Origin of the sequence: Streptomyces sp. NPDC001663, assembly GCF_042893105.1 — a bacterium.
Taxonomy (GTDB): domain Bacteria; phylum Actinomycetota; class Actinomycetes; order Streptomycetales; family Streptomycetaceae; genus Streptomyces.
This window is the reverse complement of sequence record NZ_JBIAUR010000002.1, coordinates 391,235-415,195: the sequence shown is the minus strand read 5'-3', so window position 1 is coordinate 415,195 and position 23,961 is coordinate 391,235. Positions and strand designations below refer to the sequence as shown.

20 protein-coding genes are annotated in these 23,961 nt (G+C 71.4%); 8 read left to right on the top strand and 12 right to left on the bottom strand.

Translation table 11 applies throughout. From position 1 onward, the window contains the following. The first annotated feature begins 428 nt into the window (after positions 1-428). Positions 429-1,499 (top strand): NlpC/P60 family protein, encoded by a 1,071-nt coding sequence (locus tag ACFY1L_RS08230; protein WP_388819958.1) that lies wholly within the window; start codon positions 429-431, stop codon positions 1,497-1,499. Between the two features lie 16 nt (positions 1,500-1,515). On the opposite strand, the gene ACFY1L_RS08225 is transcribed toward ACFY1L_RS08230, so the two are convergent. Then, complete coding sequence (locus ACFY1L_RS08225; RefSeq protein ID WP_388819955.1) at positions 1,516-2,235, bottom strand: LuxR C-terminal-related transcriptional regulator; 720 nt, start codon at positions 2,233-2,235, stop codon at positions 1,516-1,518. Next, positions 2,232-3,560, bottom strand: coding sequence for a PspC domain-containing protein (locus tag ACFY1L_RS08220; RefSeq protein WP_388819952.1), 1,329 nt, complete (start codon positions 3,558-3,560; stop codon positions 2,232-2,234). Before ACFY1L_RS08220 ends, ACFY1L_RS08225 begins: the two co-directional genes overlap by 4 nt. Positions 3,561-3,703: 143 nt before the next feature. Between ACFY1L_RS08220 and ACFY1L_RS08215 the strand changes: the two genes are divergently transcribed. Beyond that, complete coding sequence (locus tag ACFY1L_RS08215) at positions 3,704-5,128, top strand: PspC domain-containing protein (protein ID WP_388819949.1); 1,425 nt, start codon at positions 3,704-3,706, stop codon at positions 5,126-5,128. Further along, positions 5,115-5,360 (top strand): hypothetical protein, encoded by a 246-nt coding sequence (locus ACFY1L_RS08210; RefSeq protein WP_388819947.1) that lies wholly within the window; start codon positions 5,115-5,117, stop codon positions 5,358-5,360. Before ACFY1L_RS08215 ends, ACFY1L_RS08210 begins: the two co-directional genes overlap by 14 nt. Before the next feature lie 109 nt (positions 5,361-5,469). Here ACFY1L_RS08210 and ACFY1L_RS08205 read toward each other — a convergent pair whose 3' ends face one another. Beyond that, positions 5,470-6,000 carry a DoxX family protein gene (locus tag ACFY1L_RS08205; RefSeq protein WP_388819945.1) on the bottom strand — a complete coding sequence of 177 codons (531 nt, stop codon included), beginning with the start codon at positions 5,998-6,000 and terminating at the stop codon, positions 5,470-5,472. 179 nt (positions 6,001-6,179) lie between these two features. Further along, complete coding sequence (locus tag ACFY1L_RS08200; protein ID WP_388819942.1) at positions 6,180-7,469, bottom strand: hypothetical protein; 1,290 nt, start codon at positions 7,467-7,469, stop codon at positions 6,180-6,182. A 186-nt stretch (positions 7,470-7,655) separates the two neighbouring features. Between ACFY1L_RS08200 and ACFY1L_RS08195 the strand changes: the two genes are divergently transcribed. After that, positions 7,656-8,543 carry a DUF4429 domain-containing protein gene (locus ACFY1L_RS08195; RefSeq protein ID WP_388819939.1) on the top strand — a complete coding sequence of 296 codons (888 nt, stop codon included), beginning with the start codon at positions 7,656-7,658 and terminating at the stop codon, positions 8,541-8,543. Here ACFY1L_RS08195 and ACFY1L_RS08190 read toward each other — a convergent pair. Further along, the gene (locus ACFY1L_RS08190) at positions 8,540-9,349 is read right to left on the bottom strand and encodes a class II aldolase/adducin family protein (protein WP_388819937.1); all 810 of its coding nucleotides are present in this window, start codon (positions 9,347-9,349) and stop codon (positions 8,540-8,542) included. The two genes, ACFY1L_RS08195 and ACFY1L_RS08190, sit on opposite strands and share 4 nt — an antisense overlap. 163 nt (positions 9,350-9,512) lie before the next feature. On the opposite strand from ACFY1L_RS08190, the gene ACFY1L_RS08185 reads away from it, so the two are divergent. Continuing rightward, a complete protein-coding gene (locus tag ACFY1L_RS08185; protein WP_388819934.1) occupies positions 9,513-9,986 on the top strand; it encodes a pyridoxamine 5'-phosphate oxidase family protein in 474 nt (157 codons plus the stop codon). Between the two features lie 12 nt (positions 9,987-9,998). Here ACFY1L_RS08185 and guaA read toward each other — a convergent pair whose 3' ends face one another. Beyond that, positions 9,999-11,576, bottom strand: coding sequence for a glutamine-hydrolyzing GMP synthase (gene guaA, locus ACFY1L_RS08180; protein WP_388819931.1), 1,578 nt, complete (start codon positions 11,574-11,576; stop codon positions 9,999-10,001). A gap of 334 nt (positions 11,577-11,910) precedes the next feature. On the opposite strand from guaA, the gene ACFY1L_RS08175 reads away from it, so the two are divergent. Next, complete coding sequence (locus tag ACFY1L_RS08175) at positions 11,911-12,192, top strand: chorismate mutase (protein WP_388819928.1); 282 nt, start codon at positions 11,911-11,913, stop codon at positions 12,190-12,192. A gap of 546 nt (positions 12,193-12,738) precedes the next feature. Here the strand turns inward: ACFY1L_RS08175 and ACFY1L_RS08170 are convergent. Continuing rightward, positions 12,739-13,872, bottom strand: coding sequence for a hypothetical protein (locus ACFY1L_RS08170; protein ID WP_388819925.1), 1,134 nt, complete (start codon positions 13,870-13,872; stop codon positions 12,739-12,741). Positions 13,873-14,070: 198 nt separating this feature from the next. On the opposite strand from ACFY1L_RS08170, the gene ACFY1L_RS08165 reads away from it, so the two are divergent. Next, a complete protein-coding gene (locus tag ACFY1L_RS08165) occupies positions 14,071-15,099 on the top strand; it encodes an LAETG motif-containing sortase-dependent surface protein (protein WP_388819922.1) in 1,029 nt (342 codons plus the stop codon). Between the two features lie 69 nt (positions 15,100-15,168). On the opposite strand, the gene ACFY1L_RS08160 is transcribed toward ACFY1L_RS08165, so the two are convergent. From ACFY1L_RS08160 to ACFY1L_RS08145, 4 genes are all read right to left on the bottom strand, one after another. After that, a complete protein-coding gene (locus ACFY1L_RS08160; protein ID WP_388819919.1) occupies positions 15,169-16,950 on the bottom strand; it encodes a GMC family oxidoreductase N-terminal domain-containing protein in 1,782 nt (593 codons plus the stop codon). Between the two features lie 29 nt (positions 16,951-16,979). Next, the gene (locus ACFY1L_RS08155; protein ID WP_388819916.1) at positions 16,980-18,593 is read right to left on the bottom strand and encodes a succinic semialdehyde dehydrogenase; all 1,614 of its coding nucleotides are present in this window, start codon (positions 18,591-18,593) and stop codon (positions 16,980-16,982) included. 104 nt (positions 18,594-18,697) lie between these two features. Further along, complete coding sequence (locus tag ACFY1L_RS08150) at positions 18,698-20,344, bottom strand: serine/threonine-protein kinase (protein WP_388819913.1); 1,647 nt, start codon at positions 20,342-20,344, stop codon at positions 18,698-18,700. Between the two features lie 43 nt (positions 20,345-20,387). After that, complete coding sequence (locus ACFY1L_RS08145) at positions 20,388-21,290, bottom strand: MBL fold metallo-hydrolase (RefSeq protein WP_388819910.1); 903 nt, start codon at positions 21,288-21,290, stop codon at positions 20,388-20,390. A gap of 104 nt (positions 21,291-21,394) precedes the next feature. On the opposite strand from ACFY1L_RS08145, the gene ACFY1L_RS08140 reads away from it, so the two are divergent. After that, a complete protein-coding gene (locus ACFY1L_RS08140; RefSeq protein ID WP_388819908.1) occupies positions 21,395-22,282 on the top strand; it encodes an AraC family transcriptional regulator in 888 nt (295 codons plus the stop codon). Here the strand turns inward: ACFY1L_RS08140 and ACFY1L_RS08135 are convergent. Then, a complete protein-coding gene (locus tag ACFY1L_RS08135) occupies positions 22,279-23,898 on the bottom strand; it encodes a serine/threonine-protein kinase (protein WP_388819905.1) in 1,620 nt (539 codons plus the stop codon). The genes ACFY1L_RS08140 and ACFY1L_RS08135 overlap by 4 nt on opposite strands. Positions 23,899-23,961: the final 63 nt, after the last annotated feature.

Sequence of the window (23,961 nt, the reverse complement as noted above, 5' to 3'; positions counted from 1 at the left end):
CCGACACCGGCCCACCCCGTCCGTGCCGTTCGTGCCGTTCGTGCATGAATCCCACGCGGGTCGATCTTGCATAAATGCGGCCCATAGCACTCCGTCACCCACCCGTGTCCCGGAACCGGCACATCGGTCAGCGCACTGCGCGAAGTCGACGGCGCGGTACCTGGATCACGGCCCGATGCGGTCACCCGGCGATCCCCTCGCGGCACTTCCGCACATCGCGTTACCGGGCCGACACGGACAGGTTTAGCGTCCTCCACCAGGTGACCGGCTCCCCACCGCCGCCCGGGCCAGGGGCGGCAGTCGGCCACCACCGCCGAGAAGGTCCGGCGGCGGCCCGCTCCCCCTGTGCGGGCGGCCGCCGGACGCGGAGGGGGTGTCCCTCTGCGCCGCCCCGGTACGAGGCGGTCGTACGAAAGGACGTGCAGTCCGTGGCAGCGCACCGCAAGCCCAGTCGGCGTTCACTCGGCGGCAGTTCGGCCCGGACCGCCTTCACGATCGCCCTGGCAGGGGCGGCGACCGCGACGGCCTTCGACGGGACCGGACAGGCCGCGCCGAATCTGACTCCGGCGCAGGTCAAGGCGAAGGTGGACAAGCTGTACCAGGAGGCGGAGGAAGCCACCGAGAAGTACAACGGGGCGAAGGAGAAGGCGGACGCCGCCGAACAGCGGCTGTCGACGCTGCGGGACGAGGCGGCACGCAAGACGGACAAGCTCAACTCGGCGCGGGACGCGCTGGGTTCGATGGCCGCGGCCCAGTACCGCGACGGCGGCCTCGACCCGGCGCTGCAGCTCGCCCTGTCCGACGACCCCGACCACTACCTCGAGGGCGCCGAGTTCGTCGACCGGGCGGGCACCCGGCAGGCGGCCGCGGTCGCGAGCGTACGCAAACAGCTGCGGGAGATCGAGCAGTTGCGCGGCGCCGCACGCATCGAACTGGCCTCGCTCAAGTCGCGGCAGGCGGAGCTGAAGCGCGAGAAGAAGACGATCACCGGCAAGCTGGACGCGGCGCGGCAGCTGATGTCCCGGCTGCCGGCCGAGGAGCGCGCGCGGCTCGGGTTGGACGGCGGCGGCACGGAGCGCGCCTCACGGTCCGGTTCAGGCGCGCGCGTCGGCCTGGAGGCCCCCGGCTTCGCCACCGCGCAGGCGCCCGACTCCCGTGCCGCGGCCGCCGTCTCGTACGCCTACGCCAAGCTCGGCAGCCCCTACGTCTGGGGCGCGACCGGACCGGACGCCTTCGACTGCTCGGGCCTCGTCCAGGCCGCCTACCGCTCCGCGGGCATCTCCCTGCCCCGCACGACCTACGCCCAGATCGGTGCCGGTCGTCGCGTCTCCCGCTCCGAACTGGCGCCGGGCGACCTGGTGTTCTTCTACTCCGGCATCAGCCACGTCGGCATCTACGTCGGCAACGGCCAGATGATCCACGCCCCGAACCCGTCGGCGCCGGTGCGGATCGCGCCGATCGACGAGATGCCGTTCGCCGGCGCCACGCGCGTGGCCTGAGCGGGCCGCGCGGCACTCACACCAGCCGTCGCGCCGTCGCCCACCGCGTCAGCTCGTGCCGGTTCGAGAGCTGCAACTTCCGCAGTACCGCCGAGACATGGGACTCGACCGTCTTCACCGAGATGAACAGCTGCTTGGCGATCTCCTTGTACGCGTACCCGCGGGCGATGAGCCGCAGGACTTCCCGTTCGCGCTGGGTGAGGCGGTCCAGGTCCTCGTCGACCGGCGGGGCGTCGGTGGAGGCGAAGGCGTCCAGGACGAAGCCGGCCAGTCGCGGGGAGAAGACGGCGTCGCCCTCCTGTACGCGGAAGATGGAGTTGACGAGGTCCGTGCCGGTGATCGTCTTGGTGACGTAGCCGCGCGCACCGCCGCGGATCACGCCGATCACGTCCTCCGCCGCGTCCGACACGGACAGGGCGAGGAAGCGGACCGGCTGCTCGGCGTCGGCCATCAACGCGGCGCAGCGGCGCAGGACTTCGACCCCGCCGCCGCCCGGGAGATGCACGTCGAGGAGGACCACCTCGGGTCGGGTCGCGGTGATGACCGTGACCGCCTGGTCGACGTCCGCGGCCTCGCCGACGACCTCGACTCCGGTCTCGTCGGTCCGGCCGATCTCGGCCTGCACTCCCGTACGGAACATGCGGTGGTCGTCGACGAGGACCACGCGCACATGCCGCTCGACGGCGCTCCCGCCGGTCGACTCCACGGGCTCGTTCGCCTCGGTCGGGTCGCTCATGACGTCTTCTCCGCCCTCTCCATCTCCAGCTCGACCTCCGTGCCGCCGTCCGGCACCGCGCGCAGCCGCGCCGTGCCGCCGTGGCGCTCCATGCGGCCGATGATCGATTCTCTGACGCCCATGCGGTCGGCGGGTATCGAGTCGAGGTCGAAGCCGGGGCCGCGGTCCCGGACCGACACGAAGACCGTCTTCCCCTCCACTTCGGCGTAGACCTGCACCGCGCCGCCCTCGCCACCGTACTTGGCCGCGTTCACCATCGCCTCGCGCGCGGCCTGCATCTGTGCGCCGACCCTCTCGTCGAGCGGGCAGTCGCCGACTATGACGACCTCTATGGGGACGCCGTGCTTGTCCTCGACCTCGGCGGCGTTGCGCCGCACCGCGTCGGCGAGGTTGTCGGGTTCGTCGGCCTCGTCCTTGCCCGTGCCCTCCGGCTTGTAGAGCCAGGTGCGCAGGTCGCGCTCCTGGGCGCGGGCGAGGCGGCGCACCTCGTTCGCGTTCTCCGCGTTGCGCTGGATCAGGGTCAGGGTGTGCAGCACGGAGTCGTGGACATGGGCGGCGACCTCGGCGCGCTCCTGGGCGCGGATGCGCATCAGCCGTTCCTCGGAGAGGTCCTGGGTCATGCGGACGAGGTACGGCCCCGCGAGGAGCGTTATCCCGACGAGGACCGCGAGGGCCGCCTGCAGGACGGAGCCGAGGTGGGCGGCGGAGCCCTGCAGGACGAAGATGCCGGAGGCGCCCGCGGTGACGAGGAGGACGCCGCCCGCGGCACGCAGCAGGGTCAGCGTGCGCCGGCGGCTGCCGACCTCGGCCCAGCGGGCCCGGCGGGCGTTGTCCGCCTGGCGCCAGACGAGGGCGACGCCCGCGCCGACGAGGACGACGGGCCAGAGATAGACCTTGGCGCCGCCGCTCAGATTGACGTTGCCCACGAAGATCATGGCCACCACGACCATGAGGAGCAGGGCGACGATCTGCCCCCGGTCCGGCCTGCGGGCGACGAGCCTGCGGCGGCCGTCGGGCGAGGTCTCGGTGCTGACGAACGACGGGGCCCTCTGACCGCCGACGCCGCCGACGCCGAGCGGCACGAAGAACCAGAACGCGGCGTACAGCAGCGCGCCGAGGCCGTCCGCCATGAACAGGCCGACGAACACCAGCCGTACCCAGATGACGGGCAGCCCGAGGTGTCCGGCGAGCCCCCGCGCCACACCACCGAGCCAGCGTCCGTCGCTGCTGCGGTAGAGCTTGCGCGGCGGCCGCGGTTCGACGAGGGGCGCTGCAGCGGCTTCCGGCATGGCATCGATACTCACACGGCCGGAGGACACGGGCATCAGGGTCGACCCCCGATACTCCCCTGATCTTCGGCGCCCGGGCCCGTCGAACGCTTCCCGGGCGCCGGCTCAGGGGCGATATCAGGGTCCGGCCAGGGTCGTTCCGACTCCCGCCGGGGCCGCCCGCCCGTCACCATGGACACATGACAGATCACGAGCGCGCCGCGACGGGTCCGGGACCCGGCTCCGGCCCGCGCCCCGCTTCGGGCGCCGGGCCGCAGGATGCCGCGCCCGCCGCGGATGCCGCGCCCGCGGGCGCGCGGGAAGAGGGGGGTGCACAGGCGGAGGCCGCCGAGGCCCCCCGCAAGCTCCGGCGCGACCGGCGGTACAAGCTGCTGGCCGGGGTGTGCTCCGGTCTCGGGCGCCAGTGCGACATGGACCCGGTGATCTTCCGGATCACGCTCGTCGTCCTCTCCGCGACCGGCGGCATCGGCCTGATCTTCTACGGCTTCGCCTGGCTCCTCGTCCCGTACGAGGACGAGGAGCAGAACGAGGTCCGCAAGCTGCTGACCGGCCGGGTCGACGGCCAGGCCCTGACCGCGGTGCTGTTCGCGCTGGTCGGCTGCGGTGTGTTCCTGACGATGCTGAAGAACGGCGGGGTGCTGGCCTTCTCCGTCGTCCTCTCCCTGCTCCTCGCGGGCGCCGGGTACTGGTCACGGCAGCGCGGCACCCCCGACCCCGACCCGCTGGCCGCCCAGGCCGTCGCCGACGCCCCGCCGGAGGCCCAGGCGCCGCCGGTTCCGGCCGCCTACCCCTCCTGGTGGCGCGACCCCATCGTCAAGGACGGCACGCACGTCGGCGGCACCGGCTACCTCTGGGGCCCCCACGACTCCCGCGACCGGGACATCGCGGCGGCGGTCAACATCGGCCTCGGCAACTCCTGGACCGACCGCGCGGACATACGGACCCCGCGCGCGCCCGCGCCCAAGCCGCGCGGCCCCCGCTGGACAGGCGGCTGGATCTTCCTGCTGGCCCTGCTCGCGGGCGGCCTCGGCACCGGGCTGACGTGGGACGACCACGCGCTCGGCACCAGCCTGCAGGCCGGCCTGTCCGCCGCGCTCGTGGTCTTCGGCCTGGGCATCGCGGTGAGCTCGTTCCTCGGGCGTACGGGGGCGGGGTCGATCTTCCTCGCCGTCGTCACGGCGGCCCTGCTCGCCGCGTCGGCCGCGCTACCCAAGGACATCGCCACCCACTGGACGCACACCACCTGGCGACCCGCCGCGGTGGCGGACGTACAGGAGAAGTACGACGTCGGCAGCGGCGTCGGCACGCTGGATCTGACCCGGCTGCAGCTGACCAAGGGGCAGACGGTGCACACGGGGGCCGAGGTCGGAATGGGCCGGCTGGAGGTGATCGTGCCGAAGGACGTGACCGTGAAGCTGACGATCGCCGTGGGCGTGGGCGACATCCAGTTGCCGGGCGACGAGAAGAAGGACGTGGACGTGGAGCCGGGCAAGCACAAGGACGTCACCCTGTCGCCGGTCACGGGCGGCAAGAACACGGGCACGCTCGACCTAGATCTCCAGGTCGGGCTCGGACAGGCGGAGGTGAGCCGTGCTGCGTCATGAGTTCCAGCCCGGGAGGCTCGTCGCCGGCGCGTTCCTCGCCCTCGCCGGTGCCATCTACGCCGGTGACGCGGGGGGCCTTTGGGAGACGCCCTGGTTCGCGGTGATACCCGTCGTCATCGGCGGGCTGTGCCTCGCCGGTGCGGTGGGGGTGCTGAGCCGGGGCATACGTCGGCGACGAGCGGTGGCGGCGGGGAAGGGCCCGGCGGAGCCGCGGTTGGACGCGCCGGGATGACGCCTCCACGCCTTGCGGCGACGGTGGCACGCCCCCGGCTCACCATGACGGCGGCGGCCCACCGGGTCACCCCCGGGTGCCGCCGCCGGTAGCCCCCGCCGACCAGGAGCTACCGGTAACCTCCCGCCCGCTGCCTTCGCCGCGCGCGTAGTGCCGCGTCCACGGAGAACACGGAGGCACCCGCGAGCACCAGGGGCAGCCAGGCCATCATGTAGGCGAGGTCGTTGCCGTAGTAGTACGGGTCGGAGGCCCAGCTCACCGTCATCCACAGGCTGAAGGAGATGAGCGCGCCGCCGAGGGCCGCCAGTCGGGCGAGCAGGCCGATCAGGGTGCCGATGCCGACGGCCAGCTCGCCGAAGGCGATCGCGTAGCCGAAGCCGACGGGATTCTTCAGCGCCAGGTCGACCAGGGCCGGGATGGCGGAGGAGTCGCGTACGGAGCGCATCGTCTCGCCGATCGAGCCCGAGCCGGAGGACTTCATGAACGCGCTGTCGGTGAGTTTGTCCAGCCCGGCGTAGATGAACGTGACGCCGAGGAAGACGCGAAGGGGAAGGAGGGCAAAGCGGGTGGCGTTGTCGCGCCAGCTCCGGTCGCCGTCCAGATAGGGGGTGTGCGTGTCCGTGCGCATGCCGTGAGTCATCACTGTCGCCTCTCGCCCGCTGGGCCGGGACCCCTCAAAAGACGATACGTACGTAAAGGACGGCACGCTCAATTCGTGCGGGCCGTTTTCTGACCTGGTGCCCAGTACGGGGGCTCGCCACCCCTCCTGAACCCCAAGTCACTTCAATCCGTCACGCCAACTCGGTCATTCAAGCCGATTCAGTCCGTCACGTCGATCGCGTACCGATTGGTCTCGACCCCCGCGGCCGTCACCACCTGCACCTCGACCCTCCCCGGTTCCACATCCGCCGGGACCGGCACCGTCAGTACCGCGTCCGTCGGGTTGCTGAAGCCCCGGGTCACCGGGACCAGCGGGACGTGCACGTTCACCGCGCCGATGCGGACCACCATCCGCGACAGCCGGTCCGCCCCCTGCGCCCCCGGAGGCACGAAGCCCGCGCCGCGGATCTCGATGTCGTCGCCCGTGCGGATCGGGGCGTCGAGGTCGCCCGCCTCCCGCGCCCGTACGACGGAAAGGATCACCGGACGACCGCCCTCGGCGTACTTGCCGGCCAGGTACGTCGCCGCCGAGACCAGCACCACCACCGCGAGGCCCCACGGCAGGTCCGGCAGCTGGTCGGGGCGGCGGGCCAGCCGGACGGCCGCGAACAGGACGGCCGCCGTGCTGATCGCGACGTACTGGATGTCGGCGAAGGCGCCCCGTCCGGCGTCGTCGGTGAGCAGGTCGGCGGCCCGCGGCCGGTGTGCCCGTACCTTCTGCAGCCGTTGGCCGAGGACCCGCAGCCCGACCACGCGCCGTACCAGCACCGCGATCCCGCACACCACGGCCAGCACGGTCACGACGCCCGCGCCCCGGGCGAGTCCGAGACCGGAGAGCAGCGCGTCGCGCTCGGCGTGGTCGGAGGCCGCGGCCAGGCGGCCTGCCAGCACCAGCACGGCGTACGCGACGAACAGCACCCAGACCGCGGCCACGGTGCGCGAGGTCGACAGCCGGTTGTCCTCGCCGATCACCGGCGCCAGCACTCCGCCGCGCCCGCGGTGGAACCACGACGCCGCCGTCAGCGCCCCGGCCGCCACCAGGGCCGCGAGCAGCCCCGCCGTGCGCGCCGCCGTCCAGCCCGCGCCGATCGCCGTGAGCGCCTGCACCAGCAGCAGTACGACGACCAGGGCCCACACGGTGATCGCCGTACGGCGCCACAGCCGGGCGAGCCAGGCCTCGCCCTCGGCGCGGCCGCGTTCGGCGACGACTTCCGCGGACTGGGTGAGCTCCTCCGAGACCCACTGGCGGGAGGCCTGCGCCGAGTGGGCCACCGCGGCGGGCAGCCCCTCTCCGGCCGCGAACCCGTCGCGCAGCAGCAGGAATTCGGCGACCGCCCGCCGGTGTCCCTCGCGCGCCCCGTGCGGGCAGTCCCCGCAGGTGCAGCCGCTGCTGTGCCCGCCTCCGGGCGCGCCGGCGTCCGCGCCGCCTCTCGCCTCCTGCACCGCCACGCCGACGCCCGCCTTCCCCGCGACCTCGACGGCCGGCGGCCCTGCTTCAGCAGTCGGCCGCCGCCCCGCAACTCCCGTGTGATGACAGCGAATTGTGCCCTACGCCACCCCGCCTCCGTCCGGCAGGTCTGGTCAGCGCGGGGTGAAGCGGGGCCGCCGTGTTGACCCTGCTGCGAGAATTTCCCTATGGCCGAGATCATCCAGCGGGACGGGACCTGGGCCTTCGACGGCACCACGGTCAGGATCACGCCTGGTCTCCACCGCTCCGTGCCACTGTTCCGGCAGACCTACGGGGAGGTCGCCGTGCCCCTCGAAGCGATCGCCGGCGTGGTCTTCGAACCCGAACGAAAACGCGGACGGCTGCGGATGCGGCTGCGCGAGGGCGCCGATCCGCTGCTGCAGGCGACGGGCGGGCGGCTGCCCGACCCCGCCGATCCGTACCGGCTGGTGGTGGACGTGGACCGGGCCGGGGTCGCCGAGTACGTCGCCGAGGAGATCCGCCGGGCGCTGATGCTGGACCAGATCCCCAAGGAACCCACCAAGGCCTATCTGCTGCCCGGGCCGCCCGTCCCGGTCTCGGTCCGTTCCTCCGACGGCACCGTCTCCTTCGACGGCACCCAGGTGCGCATCGACTGGGCCGACACCTCCGACCGCGTCAAGCGCGCGACCGGGCCGCGGATCATGGCTCTCGGTGATCTCGTGCAGGTCGAGTGGCTGCCCAACTCCGGCTACGAGGACGGTTTCCTGCGCTTCGTGACCCGCGAGACGGCGTTCTCCAAACTGCCGCCCGAGAAGGACCCGTACGCCCTGGACCTGTGGGGCAGCGCCCGCCGCGATCTGCTCACCGCGCTCGTCGCCACGGCCGTCACCGCCCGGCTGCCGCACCCGTCCACACGCACCGACGGCGGCGACTACGCCGAGCGGCGGCAGCTCGGCGGCGCCGTACTGCCGCCGGCCGACCACCACGACGTACTCCTGCGCAGACTGCGGGAGTTGGGCGAGCTGCATCGGGACGGGGTGCTCACGGACGAGGAGTTCGCGATGACGAAGGCGGCCGTGCTCAGAGGGTTCTAGTTCAGCAGGTCGGGCTCGCTGCGGCTGATGTCCTGCCACAGCGGCTGGTAGTTGATCCATGCCACCAGGTCGCCGCCGAGCTGCTCTCGCGTCGCCGCCGCCAGCCGGTGATCGATGAGGAGGGGGCGGCCGGCGGCCTTGGCGGTGAGCTGGACCTGGGCGGACCGTTCCATGGACACGAACCACCAGGCGGCCGCGTCGACCGAGTCGCCGACCGTCAGCAGCCCGTGGTTGCGCAGCACGAGCGCCTTGCGGGAGCCGAGCGCGGTGGCGATACGGCGGCCCTCGTCGGAGTCGACGGCGACGCCGGTGTAGGCGTCGTAGAGGGCGTGGTCCTCGTAGAAGGCGCAGCTCTCCTGGGTGATCGGGTCGAGCAGGTCGCCGAGTGCGGACAGGGCGCGGCCGTGCACGGAGTGGCAGTGGGCCACGGCCACGACGTCGGGGCGGGCCGCGTGGACCTGGGCGTGGACGGTGAAGGCGGCCTGGTTGATGTGGTAGCGGCCCTCGATGACCTGGCCCTCCGAGTTGGCGAGCACCAGGTCGCTCACGGTGACGTGCTTGAAGGGCATCCCGAACGGGTTGACCCAGAAGCAGTCCGAGTACTCCGGGTCGCGCGCGGTGATGTGCCCCGAGACGCCGTCCTCGAAGCCGAGCCGCCCGAAGATCCGCAGCGCGCCCGCGAGCCGCTCCTTGCGGTGGCGGCGCTCGTCGTCGACCGATTCGTGCATCGGCGGCATCGCGAACCGCAGCCGGTCGCTCGGCAGCGGCACGGGCGGAGTGGGCCCGACCCCGGGGGTGCCGTGCATGTGTTCCTCCAGCACTGGGTTGTTTTACGGGGCGGAAGTTACCGTCGGTCAGCGCAGGAGAACAGAGTTGTTGTGCAAAGAAGACGTGCGCAATCGGCCCGGGGCCCGACTTGGCCTCCGATACCCGACAGAAGATGTCGGGTATCGGCGCCAGACTCGCCCTATGGCAGCAAACTGGGACACCTTCGCCACCGCCGAACCCGACCTCGCCCGGACCGTCGAGGACCGCTTCTGCGCCTTCACCCACCACGTCCTCGCCACCCTCCGCAAGGACGGCTCCCCGCGCACCACCGGCCTCGAGGTCCGCTTCCTCGACGGCGAGCTGTGGCTCGGCATGATGCCGAACTCGCTCAAGGCCCTCGACCTGAACCGCGACCCGCGCTTCGCCCTCCAGGCCAACCCGGGACCGGGCACCGGGCTGGGCGGCGGTGACGTGCGGATCAGCGGACGGGCGATCGGGGTCGAGGACGCCGGGGCGAAGGCCGCGTACATGAAAGAGGTGGAACCGCCGGAGCCGTTCCACCTCTTCCGCACCGAGCTGACGGAGGTCGTACGGACCTACGTCGAGGACGACAAGTACCTGGTCGTCGAGGTCTGGAAGCCCGGAGAGCCGGTGCACACTCTCAAGCGGACATAGACCGACAGGGGACTACTCCCACTCGATCGTGCCCGGCGGCTTCGACGTCACGTCGAGGACCACGCGGTTGACGTCCTTGACCTCGTTCGTGATGCGGGTCGAGATCTTCGCGAGGACGTCGTACGGCAGCCGCGACCAGTCGGCCGTCATGGCGTCCTCGCTGGACACCGGGCGCAGCACGATCGGGTGGCCGTAGGTGCGGCCGTCGCCCTGGACGCCGACCGAGCGGACGTCCGCGAGGAGGACCACCGGGCACTGCCAGATGTCGCGGTCGAGGCCGGCGGCCGTGAGCTCCTCGCGGGCAATGGCGTCGGCCTCGCGGAGGAGGTCGAGACGCTCCTTCGTGACCTCGCCGACGATCCGGATGCCGAGACCCGGGCCGGGGAACGGCTGGCGCTGGACGATCTCGTCCGGCAGGCCCAGCTCCTGGCCGACCATCCGGACCTCGTCCTTGAACAGCTTGCGCAGCGGCTCGACGAGCTTGAACTCGAGGTCCTCGGGGAGGCCGCCGACGTTGTGGTGGGACTTGATGTTGGCGGTGCCGGTACCGCCGCCGGACTCGACCACGTCCGGGTACAGGGTGCCCTGGACGAGGAACTCCACCGCCGGGCCCGCGTCCGCGATGATCTCCGCCTGCGCCTGCTCGAAGACCCGGATGAACTCGCGGCCGATGATCTTCCGCTTCTCCTCGGGGTCGGAGACGCCCTTCAGGGCGGTCAGGAAGCGCTCCTCCGCGTCCACGACCTTCAGCTGTACGCCGGTCGCGGCCACGAAGTCCTTCTCGACCTGCTCGGTCTCGCCCTTGCGCATCAGACCGTGGTCGACGTACACACAGGTCAGCTGGGAGCCGATGGCTTTCTGGACCAGCGCGGCGGCCACGGCGGAGTCGACGCCGCCGGACAGACCGCAGATGGCGCGCTTGTCGCCGACCAGTTCGCGGATGGCCTCGACCTGCTCCTCGATCACGTTCCCGGTCGTCCAGTTCGGCTGGAGGCCGGCGCCGCGGTACAGGAAGTGCTCCAGCACCTGCTGGCCGTGCGTCGAGTGCATGACCTCCGGGTGGTACTGGACGCCGTACAGCTTCTTCTCGTCGTCCTCGAAGGCGGCGACGGGGACGACGTCCGTGGAGGCCGTCACCGAGAAGCCCTCGGGGGCGGCGGAGCAGGCGTCGCCGTGGGACATCCAGACCGCCTGCTCGGCGGGGGTGCCCTCGAAGAGGGTGGAGGACGACTTCGATACGTGCAGATCCGTACGGCCGTACTCGCGGGCGCCGGTGTTGTCCACCGTGCCGCCGAGGGACTGTGCCATCAGCTGGAAGCCGTAGCACATGCCGAACACGGGGACGCCGGCCTCGAAGATCGCGCGGTCGAGGCGGGGGGCGCCCTCCTCGTACACGGACGAGGGGCCGCCGGAGAGGATGATCGCCGCAGGGTTCTTGGCGAGCATCTCCGCGACCGGCATGGTGCTCGGCACGATCTCGCTGTAGACCCGGGCCTCGCGGACGCGACGGGCGATGAGCTGGGCGTACTGCGCGCCGAAGTCGACGACCAGGACGGTGTCGGGGGCGGCGGCGGGGGTCGCTGATGACACGGGTTGCCTTCCGGCGGTGAGCGAGGGGTGTGTGTGGGGCCGAGTCTACCGGGCTCGGCGGGACCACCCCCGGGCCAAGCCCCGTCTCAGGATGCGAACCGGGTTGGACACCTTCGGAAGGCACGGCATACTGCTCCCATGCTTCCGCACCCGACCTTCCTCTTTACCTATGGCACCCGGCCCGCCGGCTGCCATGGTCGTGCTGCTTGAGCTACTGACAAGCGACTTCCCAGGCGCCCCGGGCCGACAAGGTCCGGGGCGCCTGTCGTTTCCCTCCGGATCCTGCCGCTCCGGGGCACCTCCGCCCGAAACCCACTTCCGACGAGGAGCCCCCATGACCGCCATCGACGTGACCGGCGCCCGTACCCCCGAGGCCGCCGACGTGATCACCGGCGCCCGCGAACGCATCGACGCCCTGGACGACCGGATCATCGGCCTGATCCAGGAACGGATGGCCGTCTCCGACGTGATCCAGGAGGCGCGGATCACCTCCGGCGGCCGGCGCGTGAACCTCTCCCGCGAGATGGACATCCTCAACCACTACAGCGAGGCGCTCGGCAAGCCCGGTACGTCCCTGGCCATGACGCTCCTCGAACTGTGCCGGGGTCGCATCTGAGTTCGGGCCCCTTCTCACCCGTACGGCGCGTGACCGCCCCGGGAACCCCTTCGTTGGTGGTGGTGTCCGTGCCAGCCAGGGGCGGGCCCGAAAGAACCACGCGTGGCTTGCTGGAGCGATGAGACGCACGGGTCGTGCCGTACGTCGTGGGACCTCGCTCCAGGGTTGTGACCGGACGGCAGGGGACAGCAGCCCGGTCACCCAAGAGAACGGTCGGCTCCGGGGACGCCCGGGGCCGACCGGCGGAAAATGCAAAAATGCATAACTCTGGGTCAAACGGTTGCGGAGGTCCCGCCCATCCAGCACGATGCGTAGAAAGCCCCAAGTCCCCCCGCAGACAACTGCATTGCCCTGCACTTCCGCACCTCCAGAGGTCAAGACCATCCGTGCGCCCCATGCGCGCCGGAGCGGCCACCCAGGGCACACAGGGCAAGCGGCGCAACCCCCCGGCGCCGCTCCCAGGCACCGGCGCTGCCCTGACGTCGGTGCTGACGGAGAAGGGCCCCGCGGCCAAGTCCCGCGGGGCCCTTCGCACATCCGTTGCGGTCAGACCCGGGACACCGTCCCGCAGCCCTCGGTGCGGTTGTCGTCGATGCCCTTGCTGCGGTCGTACGGGTCCGTCGTCGGGCCGGACGGCGCGCCGGACGGGCCGTCCGAGTGGAAGTGGGGGTGCAGATAGCCGTCGTAGACGTCGCAGGCGGAGTTGCCGATCTCCTGGTCGTAGCGGACGACGGCGATCCGGCCGGGCGTGACCCGGTACTTGGCCGGGTCGGACATCTCGATGTCGAGGACGCGGCGGACGATGGTGCGGGTGACCTCCTTCGAACCGCCGGTCTTCACCACCGGATAGACGAAGGTGTAGTCGGCGTGGACGGCGACGGAGGCCTGTTCGCCGGCCTTGAAGGTCATGCGGCCGCGGGTCTTGACCACGTCACCGACGAGCTTGATCTCGGCGGGGTCGAAGCGGCTGAACATCAGCAGCGGGTCGTGCTTCTCGTCCGGCTTCTTCAGCGAGGTGTTCAGCCGGGTCAGCAGGTCCTTCTGCCGAGGTTCGATCACGCCGAGCGCGGTGGCGGGGCGTTCGCCGCGCAGGGTGGCCGCGTTGAGGTTCGCGTCGGTCAGGAGCGTGCGGGCCTGCTGGAGGGCTTGTTCGACCTGCGCCTTGGAGAGGGAGCCGACAGAGGTCGCCTTCGGCAGGACGATGCCCGCAGTGCCGTCGGCCCAGCGTTCGGCCGGGGAACCGGCGAACGGACGGGCCAGGGTGGGCACTTGGGGGTCGGCGGAGGAGGGCGGGGCGGTGGGGGCGGCCGTTTCGGCGGGGAGGGGTGAGGCTGCGGCCGGCTCGGGACTGCCGGTGCCGAAGGGGTCGCCGGGCAGGAGCGACGGCTTGATCGCCACGACGGCCACGGCGGCGGCGACGAGCACGCCGAGCACTCCCCACACCTTGCGGCGCCGTCCCGCGCGCCCGCCGTCCTGCCGGGCCGGCCCGGTGCGCCAGCCCTCGGGCGACTCGCCCCGGGCGTCCTGCTGCCGCAGCCGCTCGGTGACCATGCGGGCGCGTGCGGAAGGCTCCTTGGGCGCGGAGCCGTGGTCCTTGAGGAACTGCTCCCACACCTCGTCGGGTATGGAGGGATCCTCGCCGGAACCGGATCTCGGCTCGTCGGACGGTTTGTCGACCACGGCGCGGGCACCTTTCTGCGTCACTCGAACTGTGGGGCGTCTGTCGAGCAGCAGAGCGTACGTGATGCAGGGCACATAAAAAATCTGTGAAGGCAGGCACAACCATTCACAGGCTTCACGGATCCAACCTGACGAACCAAGGGCCACACCCGCGCCCCACACGCGGAGCCCTCCACACTGGACTCCCTTGAGGTTTTCATGAAGCTTCGCCGTGCCATGGGTGTCGCGGCCGCGACCGCGGTCCTCGCTCCCCTCGCGCTGCTGTCCGCGCCCGCCGCGTTCGCCGACGGCGAGACGCCCGCCGCGCCCGCCGGCGAGACCGCGACGGAGACGCCGAGCGAGACGCCGAGCGACACCGCCACCGCGACGCCGACCGACACCGGTCTGCCGACCGACAGCACCACCTCTGCCGCGCCGACCGACTCGACGTCCACGACGCCCAGCCCGAGCGCCACCGAGAGCGAGTCGAGCTCGCCCGAGCCCTCCGAGACGGCCGAGCCGAGCGAGGACCCGAGCGACCCGGACGTCCCGTACTGCGACGACCTCGACGAGGACTTCAGCGACGCGAAGGTGTCCGCGGACATCAAGGGCCTGCCGGGCAAGATCGTCGCGGGTGACGGTTTCCACAACTTCAAGCTGGTCGTCACCAACGAGGCGAAGACCACCATCGACGGCGTCGCCTTCTACGCCGAGGTGGAGAACTACGAGGTCGACGAGTCGAAGTTCCTGAGCCCGTACGTCGACCTGGAGTTCAAGAACCCCGAGACGGGTTCCTGGGACCGCATCGGCTCGGACGACTGGGCCGGTGACTACTTCTTCTACGTCGACGAGCTGAAGGCCGGCAAGAGCCAGTCGGTCGACCTGCGCGTCAGCATCAGCTCCAAGGCCCCGGCGGGCGACGCCTACTCCTTCGGTTCCGGCGCCTACCTCGACAACGTCGACGGGCAGGACTGCATCGCCGAGGGATGGGCACAGTACGACTTCGAGGTGCTGAAGGCCGGTTCGGCCAACCCGGACCCGGGCTCCGCCACCCCGAGCGACAAGGGCAGCAAGGACTCGGTGAAGAAGCCGCAGGGTGAGGTCTCCGACCTGCCGACCGGCAACCTCGCCGACACCGGTTCCAGCTCGGCGCTGCCCGTGATCGGCCTCGTCGGCGGCGTCGCCGTCGTCGCCGGTGCCGGCGCGGTGTTCGCGGTGCGTCGCCGCAAGGCCGGCGCCAACGCGTAACCAAAGCTCACTGCAAGAAAGAGAAGGACCTGCACTCGGAGGGGGGTGCGGGTCCTTCTCTCTTTGCCGTCACTTCTTCGGCGGCACCGCCGGCATCCCCAGGAACGGCAGCTTCAGTGCCCCGAACGCCTCCGCCGGGACCGCCGGAGCCTGCGGCTCGACCGGCTTCAGGCGCTCGTACGCCGCTCCCTGCTCCGGACGCGGGTCCTCCTCGCCCTTGTTGGGCCAGTACGACATCGCGCGCTCGGCCTGGGCGGTGATCGTGAGGGAGGGGTTCACACCCAGGTTGGCCGAGACCGCGGCGCCGTCGACGACGGAGATGCCGGGGTGGCCGTAGAGGCGGTGATACGGGTCGATCACACCGGTCTCGCGGGAGGAACCGATCGGGCAGCCGCCGAGGAAGTGGGCGGTGAGGGGCGTGCCCATGAGCTCGCCGACGTTCGAACCCGCGAAGCCGTTGATGTCGGCGGCGATGACGGACGCGCTCTCCGAAGCGGCCTTGATCTGCTTGGGGTTGGGGGCGCCGTGGCCCTGGCGGGCGGTGAGCAGGCCCTTGCCGACGCCGTCCGGTTTCAGATACGTCGTCAGGGAGTTGTCCAGCGACTGCATCACCAGGCCGATGATGGTCTTCTCCGACCAGCGGCGGTTGGAGAGGGAGCGCAGCACGAGGAGGGGGTGGCGGGCCGCGTTCGCGAGCCAGCCCATGACCCTCGACGAGCCTTCCGCGTACGGCACCTGCAGGATGGACAGGCTGCCCATCGAGTTGGAGCCCTTGCCGTAGCGGACCGGCTCGATGTGGGTGTTCTCGTCCGGGTGGATGGACGAGGTGATGGCGACTCCGCGGGTGAAGTCGACCTTCGGCTCGCCGGTCGCCTTGCGGTAGCGGCGGTTGTCGGTCTGGGCACCGACCAGCGCCTCGGAGTTCGTACGGGTCAGTTCGCCCAACTTCTCCGAGATGTACGGGAGTTGGCCGCCCGCCTTCATACGGTGCAGCAGGGTCTGGGTGCCGTAGGTGCCGGCCGCCAGCACCACCCGGCGGGCCTTGAAGGTGCGGCCCTTCGACGACTTGCGGCGGTCGTCGGTCGGGAGAGTGGCGACCGCGTATCCGCCCTGCGAGTCGTCCGTGATCGAGACCACCGTGGTCATGGGGTGCACGACCGCGCCCGCCTTCTCGGCGAGGTAGAGGTAGTTCTCGTTGAGGGTGTTCTTCGCGCCGTGGCGGCAGCCGGTCATGCACTCGCCGCACTCGGTGCACGCCTTGCGGGACGGGCCCGCGCCGCCGAAGTAGGGGTCGTCCACCTGCCCGCCGGGCGCCGCCTTCGACTTCCCCTCGGCGTCTTTCCCGTCGCCGAAGAAGACTCCGACCGGGGCCATGTGGAAGGTGTCGCCGACGCCCATCCGCTCGGCCGCCGCCTTCAGGTGGACGTCGGACGGGGTCATCGTCGGGTTGAGCCGTACGCCGAGCATGCGCTGCGCCTGGTCGTAGTACGGCTTCAGCTCCTCCTGCCAGTCGGTGATGTCACGCCACTGCGGGTCGTCGAAGAAGGGCTTCGGCGGTACGTAGAGGGTGTTGGCGTAGTTGAGGGAGCCGCCGCCGACGCCTGCGCCGGCCAGGACCATGACGTTGCCCAGCAGGTGGATGCGCTGGATTCCGAACATGCCGAGTTTGGGGGCCCAGAGGTAGTTCCTGAGGTCCCAGGAGTTCTTGGGGAGGGAGTCGCGGGTGAAGCGGCGGCCGGCCTCCAGGACGCCTACGCGGTAGCCCTTTTCTGTCAGCCGCAGGGCGGTCACCGAGCCGCCGAAGCCTGAGCCGACGACGATGACGTCGTAGTCGTAAGCGTCCTGGGACACGTGCTCTCCTCGTTGAGAACGGGTGCGATTTACCGGAACCGGAAAGCCTTCATCAGCCGGAGGCTGCGGCTCATGAACTCCGCGTACTTCTCGTCGTTCATGCCCAGCGAGGGGGCCATGGGCAGCAGGCGCTGCTGGGCGACCGTCTGGGCCTCCGTGTACTTGAGGATTCCCTCCGAGCCGTGGCGGCGGCCGAGGCCCGAGTCCTTCATGCCGCCCATCGGGGACTGGACGCTGCCGTAGGCGGGGGCGTAGCCCTCGTTGACGTTGACCGTGCCGGTGCGGAGGCGGGCGGCGACCTCCCGGCCGCGACTGCCGTTCTTCGTCCAGACCGAGGAATTCAGGCCGTACGGCGTGGAGTTGGCGTGCTCGATCGCCTCGTCGTCGGTCTTGAAGCGGTAGATCGAGACGACCGGGCCGAAGGTCTCCTCCGAGCACACCGACATGGGCTCGGTGACACCGTCGAGGATCGTCGGCTCGAAGAAGTACGGGCCGATGTCCGGGCGGGCGGTGCCACCGGCGACGACCTTCGCGCCCTTCGCCACCGCCTCCTCGACATGGCGGGTGACCGTCTCCAGCTGGCGTTCGCCGACCAGGGAGCCCATGTCGGCGCCGTAGGCGAGGGACTTGCCGAGGCGCATGGCCTTGGTGCGGGTGGCGAAGCGCTCCAGGAAGGTGTCGGCGATCGACTCGTGGACGTACAACCGCTCGATGGAGATGCACAGTTGGCCCGCGGAGGAGAAGCAGGCGCGCACCGCGCCGGCGGCCGCCTTCTCGATGTCGGCGTCCTCCAGGACCAGCATGGCGTTCTTGCCGCCGAGTTCGAGGGAGACGCCGACCAGGCGGGCGGCGGCGCCCTGGGCGACCTCGCGGCCGGTGCGGGTGGAGCCGGTGAAGGAGACGTAGTCGGCGTGCCGGACCACTTCCGGGCCGACGACCGGGCCTTCGCCGAGGACGACCTGGAAGACGTCGGCCGGGAGACCGGCCTCGATGAGCAGGTCGCGGGCCCAGAGGGCGGTCAGGCAGGTCTCGGTGTCCGGCTTCATGACGACCGCGTTGCCCGCCACGAAGGCCGGGAGCGCGTCGCCGACCGAGAGCTCCAGGGGGTAGTTCCAGGGGGCGATCTGGCCGACCACGCCGCGCGGGTGGCGGAGTTCGGTGACCTTCGTCAGCGTCGGCATGGCGCCCGCGTGGCGCTTCGGCTTCAGGTAGGCGGCGGCGCGGCGGCCGTAGTGGCGGGCCGCGACCGCGACGGCCTGGACCTCCTCGTGGGCGTGCAGGCGGGCCTTGCCGGTCTCCAGCTGGATCAGGTCGAGGACCTCCGCCTGGCGGGCCAGCACCAGGTCGTGGAAGCGCAGCAGGACCGCCGCGCGCTGCCGGACCGGCGTCTGCGCCCACACGGCCTGTGCCGCGCGGGCCGCCTCGTAGGCCTTGGCCACGTCCTCGGGCGTGGACTCCGGCAGGTCGGCCAGCTTCTCGCCGGTGAACGGCGTGTGGTTGGCGGTACGCCCGGAGCCGACCACGCCCTTGGTGAGCTGGGCGACCAGCTCTGGCGTGACCACGTCGGCGGCGGTGCGGACGCCCTCGGGGGCGGGGGCGAGGGGGTTCGTGCCGGTCTTGGCCTGGGCATGCGCTTCCGTCATGAGGCGCAGGGTATGACGCGACGGAGGCTTTGGGTACCCGTCGGTAACGCGGCTTCACCGGGTGCTCACACGGCGCCAGTGGACACTGGCAAGGTTTGCGCTGATCAGGGGGTTGTGCGGGTACGGCCGGAGGTGGTTCGGCTTTTTCCGATCACGAGGCGGTCACGCGCGCCCTTGAAGAGCGCCGTGCCCTTCTTCTCGTCCGCCGTGCCCTTGGGCATGTCGACGCGCAGTTCGTACATGCGGTTGTCGTCGGTGCGGACGATGAGCTGCATGACCCGTGTCGGCGTGCCGTCCCGCTCGTAGGTGGTGTCGGCCTGGACTGCGGGATCGCCGCGGAAGGTGGTGTCGGTGTACTGGCTCTCGGAGCGGCCCAGCTCCCCCAGGGTTGCCGCGGTCCGCTTCGCCTCCTCCAGGGGTGAGCCGGGTGCCACGTCCCACTGGCCGAGCCGGACCTGGAGGTCGCCGGAGGTGTACACGGCGAAGCGCGGGCGGCCGTCGCCGGGGCCTTCGCCCGCGGAGCGCGTGTACGGACGGGGCAGGTAGAGCACCGCCTTCATCGCCTTCTCGGGGTGCGAAGTCCAGGCGGCGGTCGCGGGGGCCGAGCTGTAGGTGGCGGTGTGCCCGGTGACCGCGCTGTCGCCGGAGTCGCCGAAGTGGGACGCGCCGAGCCAGCCGCCGCCGACGAGGAGAGCGCCGAGCAGGGCGAGGGGGGCGGGGTGGCGCAGGAGCGGGCGTGCGCGGGGCCGTACAGGATCCGCGGCGGGTTCGGGTTCCGGTTTTTCGGCGGCCGGTGGGTCCGGCACGGGCTCGGCCGCCAGTCGTACGGTGCCCACGTCCTCCGCGAACTCCCGCAGACCCGAGGTGTCCTGAGCCTCCGTCTCCTTCCCGTCCGGACCGCCCTCCGGTACGGGCCGGCCCTCCGCCACCGCCTCCAGCGCCGCGGCGGTCTCCTCCGCCGCCGGCCGCCGCTCGGGATCCTTCACCAGCAGACGGGCGATCAGCGGGCCCAGCGGACCGGCCTGTTTCGGCTCGGGCGGTTCGGCGGCGATGACCGCGGCGAGCGTGGACTCCAGCGTCGTACGCCGGAACGGGGATTCCCCTTCCACGGCGGCGTAGAGGAGCACGCCCAGGGACCAGAGGTCGGAGGCGGGTCCGGCGCCCGGGCCCGACATCCGTTCCGGGGCCACGAACTCCAGCGAGCCGACGAACTCCCCGCTCACGGTGAGGGATTCCTCGCCCTGGACGTGGGCGATGCCGAAGTCGGTGAGGACGACGCGGCCGTGCGGGCCGAGCAGCACGTTGGCGGGTTTCACGTCGCGGTGGACGATCCCGACCGCGTGCGCGGCGCGCAGGGCGCCGAGGACGGCGAGGCCGATACGGGCGACTTCGGGGGCGTCGACCGGGCCGCGTTCGAGGACCTGGTGGAGGGACTCGCCGCGGATCAACTCCATGACGATCCAGGGGAGTCCGTCCTCCTCCACGACCACGTCATGGATGGAGACGGCGGCCGGGTGGTCGACGCGGGCGGCGGCGCGGGCCTCGCGGTAGAGGCGGCCGGCGGCCCGCCGGTGGGCCTCGTCCTCCGGATCGCCCGGCAGCCGAGGCTGCTTGACGGCGACGTCGCGCTGCACGAGTTCGTCGTACGCCCGCCAGACGGTGCCCATCCCGCCGGAGCCGACGCGCTCGGCCAGCCGGTAGCGCCCGCCGACCAGCCGACCGTCGCGCGTATGTTCGCCGCCTGCACTCATGCCCCATCAGTACCCTGCGGGACGCGGCCTTGTCGACGAGGGCCTACGGCGTCCAGTTGGCGAGGTCGAAGGACGCGCCCTGCCGCCGTACCTCCACCACCCCCGAACCTCCGAAGTGCGCGGGGATCACCAACTCGCCCTGATCGGCGGCCCGTTCCAGAATCCGGCGTCGACTGACCACCGCCTGCCGCGGGTCCAGGCAGAAGCAGCTGCTGCACTCGGGGTGCAGGATCTGGACCGGGCTGTGCAGCAAGTCGCCGACGAATACGGCCTGTTCACCGCGGGAGGCGACGCGCAGGACGGACGAGCCGGGCGTGTGACCGGGGGCGGACTCCAGGGTCAGGTGGTCGTCGATGCGGTACTCGCCGTCCCACAGCACGGCCTGTCCGGCCTTGTGCACGGGCGCGATGCTGTCCTCGTACGTCAGTCGGTCGTCCGGGCGCACTCCGCCGCCGTAGCCGCCGTCGGGGCCGAAGTGGCGGTCGTCGGCGGCCGGGAGGAGGTAGGTGGCGTCGGCGAACATGGGCACCCAACTCCCGTCCGCGTCCCGGGTGTTCCAGCCGACGTGGTCGCCGTGGATGTGCGTGTTGACGACGACGTCGACGTCCTCGAGCCGCACGCCCGTCCGCGCCAGTCGGTCCGGGAAGTCGCCCTCCCGCTGGTGGAAGAGGGGGTTGCCCGGTCGCTCGCGGCCGTTGCCGACCCCGGTGTCGACGAGCACGGTGCGTCCCCCACTGCGCACGACCCACGTCTGCAGCGCGACCACGGCCCGGTCGCTGTCGGGCTCCCAGTGGTCGGGGGCCAGCAGCTCCCGGTTGCCCTGCCACACCTCGGGGCCGACGCCCGGAACGAGGTCCCGGGCGGGCGCGTACGGCGCCTGCCACTCGACGACCCGGACGACCTCGACGTCCCCGATCACGAAACTCTGCGTGTTCTCATCAGCCATGCCAAAGACGGTAGGAGCAGCAGCTGAGCATTCCAATGCCTGATCTGCTCGATCGGATACGTAAGCGTCTCACCCCCGATCGCGTCGCGGAGTAGGCTGCCGTCATGGACGTGGTGAGCGACGCGATCTCCGCCGTACGCATCGGACAGCCCTCCTCGAACCGGCTGCGGGTCGGCGGCAGCTGGTGCACGCGGCTCGCGCCGTACGAGGGCGCCGGGTTCCATGTCGTCCTCGCGGGCGGCTGCTGGCTGCAGCCCGACGGGGGCGGTGAGCCGGTGACGCTGGGCGCGGGGGACGTCGTACTGCTGCCGCACGGGGCCGGTCATGTGCTGGCGGACGCTCCGAGCGATACGGCGCGTGCGGTTCCGTTCGAGGAGATGCGGCGGCCGGCGGGGGCGCCGGGCGGGCGCGAGGTGGAGCTGCTGTGCGGCAAGTACCGGCTCGACCGCAGCCGTGTGCACCCGCTGCTGAAGGAGCTGCCGCAGGTCGTCCATCTGCCGAACCGGGTCGGCTCGCATCCTGAACTCCGCGCCGCCGTGGACCTGTTGGCGCGCGAACTCGACGAGCGGCGCCCGGGGTCGTGCCTGGCCCTGCCGAGCCTGCTCGACCTGCTGCTGATCTACATGGTCCGGGCGTGGATGGACGAGGCGAGCGCCGGGGCCTGGCCCTCCGTGCTCAGCGACCCGGTGACCACGTCCGCCCTGCGCGCCCTGCACTCCGACCCGGCGGCCGCCTGGACCAACGACCGCCTGGCCGCGGAGGCGGGCGTGTCCCGGGCCACCCTGGCCCGGCGGTTCACCGCCCTGGTCGGACGGCCGCCGATGGCCTACCTGACGTGGTGGCGGCTGACCCTGGCGGCGACCCGGCTGCGGGAGACGGACGCACCGCTGGCGGCGGTGGCACGGGAGACGGGGTACGGGACGCCGTACGCCCTGTCGCATGCGTTCAGCCGGGAGTTCGGGGTCACGCCGGGGCGGTACCGGGCCGGTTAGAGGTTGTGGACGTCCCAGTTCGCCAGGACCGTACTGGCGATCTTCCTGCCCTCCGCGGTGAAGTAGCTGCCCTTGCCCGGGTAGTCGATCCACAGCCGGTACATGTCGCCGTTGCCCGCGCGGTAGTAGAGAACCTGCGCCTCGCGCAGCTGCGGGGTGTCCTCGGACGTGTAGACGATCGTGTTCTCGGCGGCCTTGTGGTCCTTGTACGTGGTCTCCTTCGGCTCGCCCTTGGGGGCGGGATCGTCGGCGAGACCCCAGGAATACTCCCCGTCCTTGAGCGTCGCCCACTCGGCGAAGGCCCTGGCCGGCGCCGACTCGGGGATCTCGTTGTTCTTGTCGTCGGCCTTGATGTCCCGGTCCACGGTCACCCAGACCGTTCCGCTCGGGTCGGCGTACCTCACGATGGTGCCGTCCGAGTCGCTGTCCGGCTTCGCCTTCACGAAGGTGGTGGGCAGTCCGACGCTGGAGCCGACCTTCGTGCCGAGGTCGTACTTCTTCCAACCGTCAGGCAGCGGCCCCGCGAACGGATCCGCGATCACCAGGAACGCCGCCAACGCCGCCGCGACGACTCCCGCGCCGATCCCGAACCACGCCTTGCGGCCAAGGCGGACACCGCGGCCCGCGACGATCTGCACGGCCTGCGTGGGCGCCGGAGCCGGCGGGTTCGCGGTCTCCTCGAGCAGCGCACGGACCTGGGCGGCGGTCGGGCGTCTGGCCGGATCCTTCTGCAGCAGGCCCGTGATCACCTGGGCCAGCGGTCCGGACGCCGAAGCGGGCGGCGCCGGCGTGGCGTTGAGGACCGACTGCAGCGTGGCCGGCGTGTTGCTGCGACGGAACGGCGAGACTCCCTCCGTGGCCGCGTACAGCACCACACCCAGGGACCACAGGTCGGACGCCGGGCCGGGGCGCTGGCCCAACACCCTTTCCGGGGCGATGTATTCGGGCGAGCCGACGAAGCCGCCGGTGTCCGTCAGGTTGGTCTCGCCCTCGATCTGCGCGATACCGAAGTCGGTGAGCACGACGCGGTCGTGGCGGCCGAGCAGCACGTTGTCGGGCTTGACGTCGCGGTGCAGGATGCCCGCCGCGTGCGCCGCCTCCAGCGCGCCGAGCACGTCCAGGCCGACACGCGCCGCCTCGCGCGCGCCCAGCGTGCCCTCCTGCAACGCGCTGCCCAGCGAACGGCCCTGCACCAGCTCCATGACGATCCACGGCTGGCCGTCGACCACGGCCACGTCGTGGACGTTGACCACCGCCGGATGGTCGAGACGGGCCGCGGCGCGTGCCTCGCGGCGCATCCGCTCGAAGGCGTTGGCGCGTTCGCGTTCGGGAAGATGCTCCGGGACGCGGGGCTCCTTGACGGCGACCTCACGGTCCACCGTCTCGTCCTTGGCCCGCCACACCGTGCCCATACCGCCGTGCCCGAGCTTGGCGAGCAGCCGGTAACGGCCCGCGATGAGGCGCCCGGTGCCAGGGTCCTGCGGCACCTGCGCGGGTTGGGACTGCGGCGGGACGACCTGGGTGGGCGCGGCATACGGGTTCGACTGATTCGGCGGTTGCAGAACAAAACTCGTCGTCTCGTCGGACTCGTGGCCGGTGCCCCCGTTGTTGCTCATGCGTCCATCCATATCGCGCCACGCGCCTCCGCTTCCACACGGAAGGCACACCGGTCACAGACC

Coding starts and splice junctions, on each gene's coding strand:
- ACFY1L_RS08225 (WP_388819955.1), bottom strand. CDS start 2,235: ATGAGCGACCCGACCGAGGCGAACGAGCCCGTGGAGTCGACCGGCGGG.
- ACFY1L_RS08220 (WP_388819952.1), bottom strand. CDS start 3,560: ATGCCCGTGTCCTCCGGCCGTGTGAGTATCGATGCCATGCCGGAAGCC.
- ACFY1L_RS08215 (WP_388819949.1), top strand. CDS start 3,704: ATGACAGATCACGAGCGCGCCGCGACGGGTCCGGGACCCGGCTCCGGC.
- ACFY1L_RS08205 (WP_388819945.1), bottom strand. CDS start 6,000: ATGACTCACGGCATGCGCACGGACACGCACACCCCCTATCTGGACGGC.
- ACFY1L_RS08195 (WP_388819939.1), top strand. CDS start 7,656: ATGGCCGAGATCATCCAGCGGGACGGGACCTGGGCCTTCGACGGCACC.
- ACFY1L_RS08190 (WP_388819937.1), bottom strand. CDS start 9,349: ATGCACGGCACCCCCGGGGTCGGGCCCACTCCGCCCGTGCCGCTGCCG.
- ACFY1L_RS08185 (WP_388819934.1), top strand. CDS start 9,513: ATGGCAGCAAACTGGGACACCTTCGCCACCGCCGAACCCGACCTCGCC.
- ACFY1L_RS08175 (WP_388819928.1), top strand. CDS start 11,911: ATGACCGCCATCGACGTGACCGGCGCCCGTACCCCCGAGGCCGCCGAC.
- ACFY1L_RS08165 (WP_388819922.1), top strand. CDS start 14,071: ATGAAGCTTCGCCGTGCCATGGGTGTCGCGGCCGCGACCGCGGTCCTC.
- ACFY1L_RS08155 (WP_388819916.1), bottom strand. CDS start 18,593: ATGACGGAAGCGCATGCCCAGGCCAAGACCGGCACGAACCCCCTCGCC.
- ACFY1L_RS08150 (WP_388819913.1), bottom strand. CDS start 20,344: ATGAGTGCAGGCGGCGAACATACGCGCGACGGTCGGCTGGTCGGCGGG.
- ACFY1L_RS08145 (WP_388819910.1), bottom strand. CDS start 21,290: ATGGCTGATGAGAACACGCAGAGTTTCGTGATCGGGGACGTCGAGGTC.
- ACFY1L_RS08140 (WP_388819908.1), top strand. CDS start 21,395: ATGGACGTGGTGAGCGACGCGATCTCCGCCGTACGCATCGGACAGCCC.
- ACFY1L_RS08135 (WP_388819905.1), bottom strand. CDS start 23,898: ATGAGCAACAACGGGGGCACCGGCCACGAGTCCGACGAGACGACGAGT.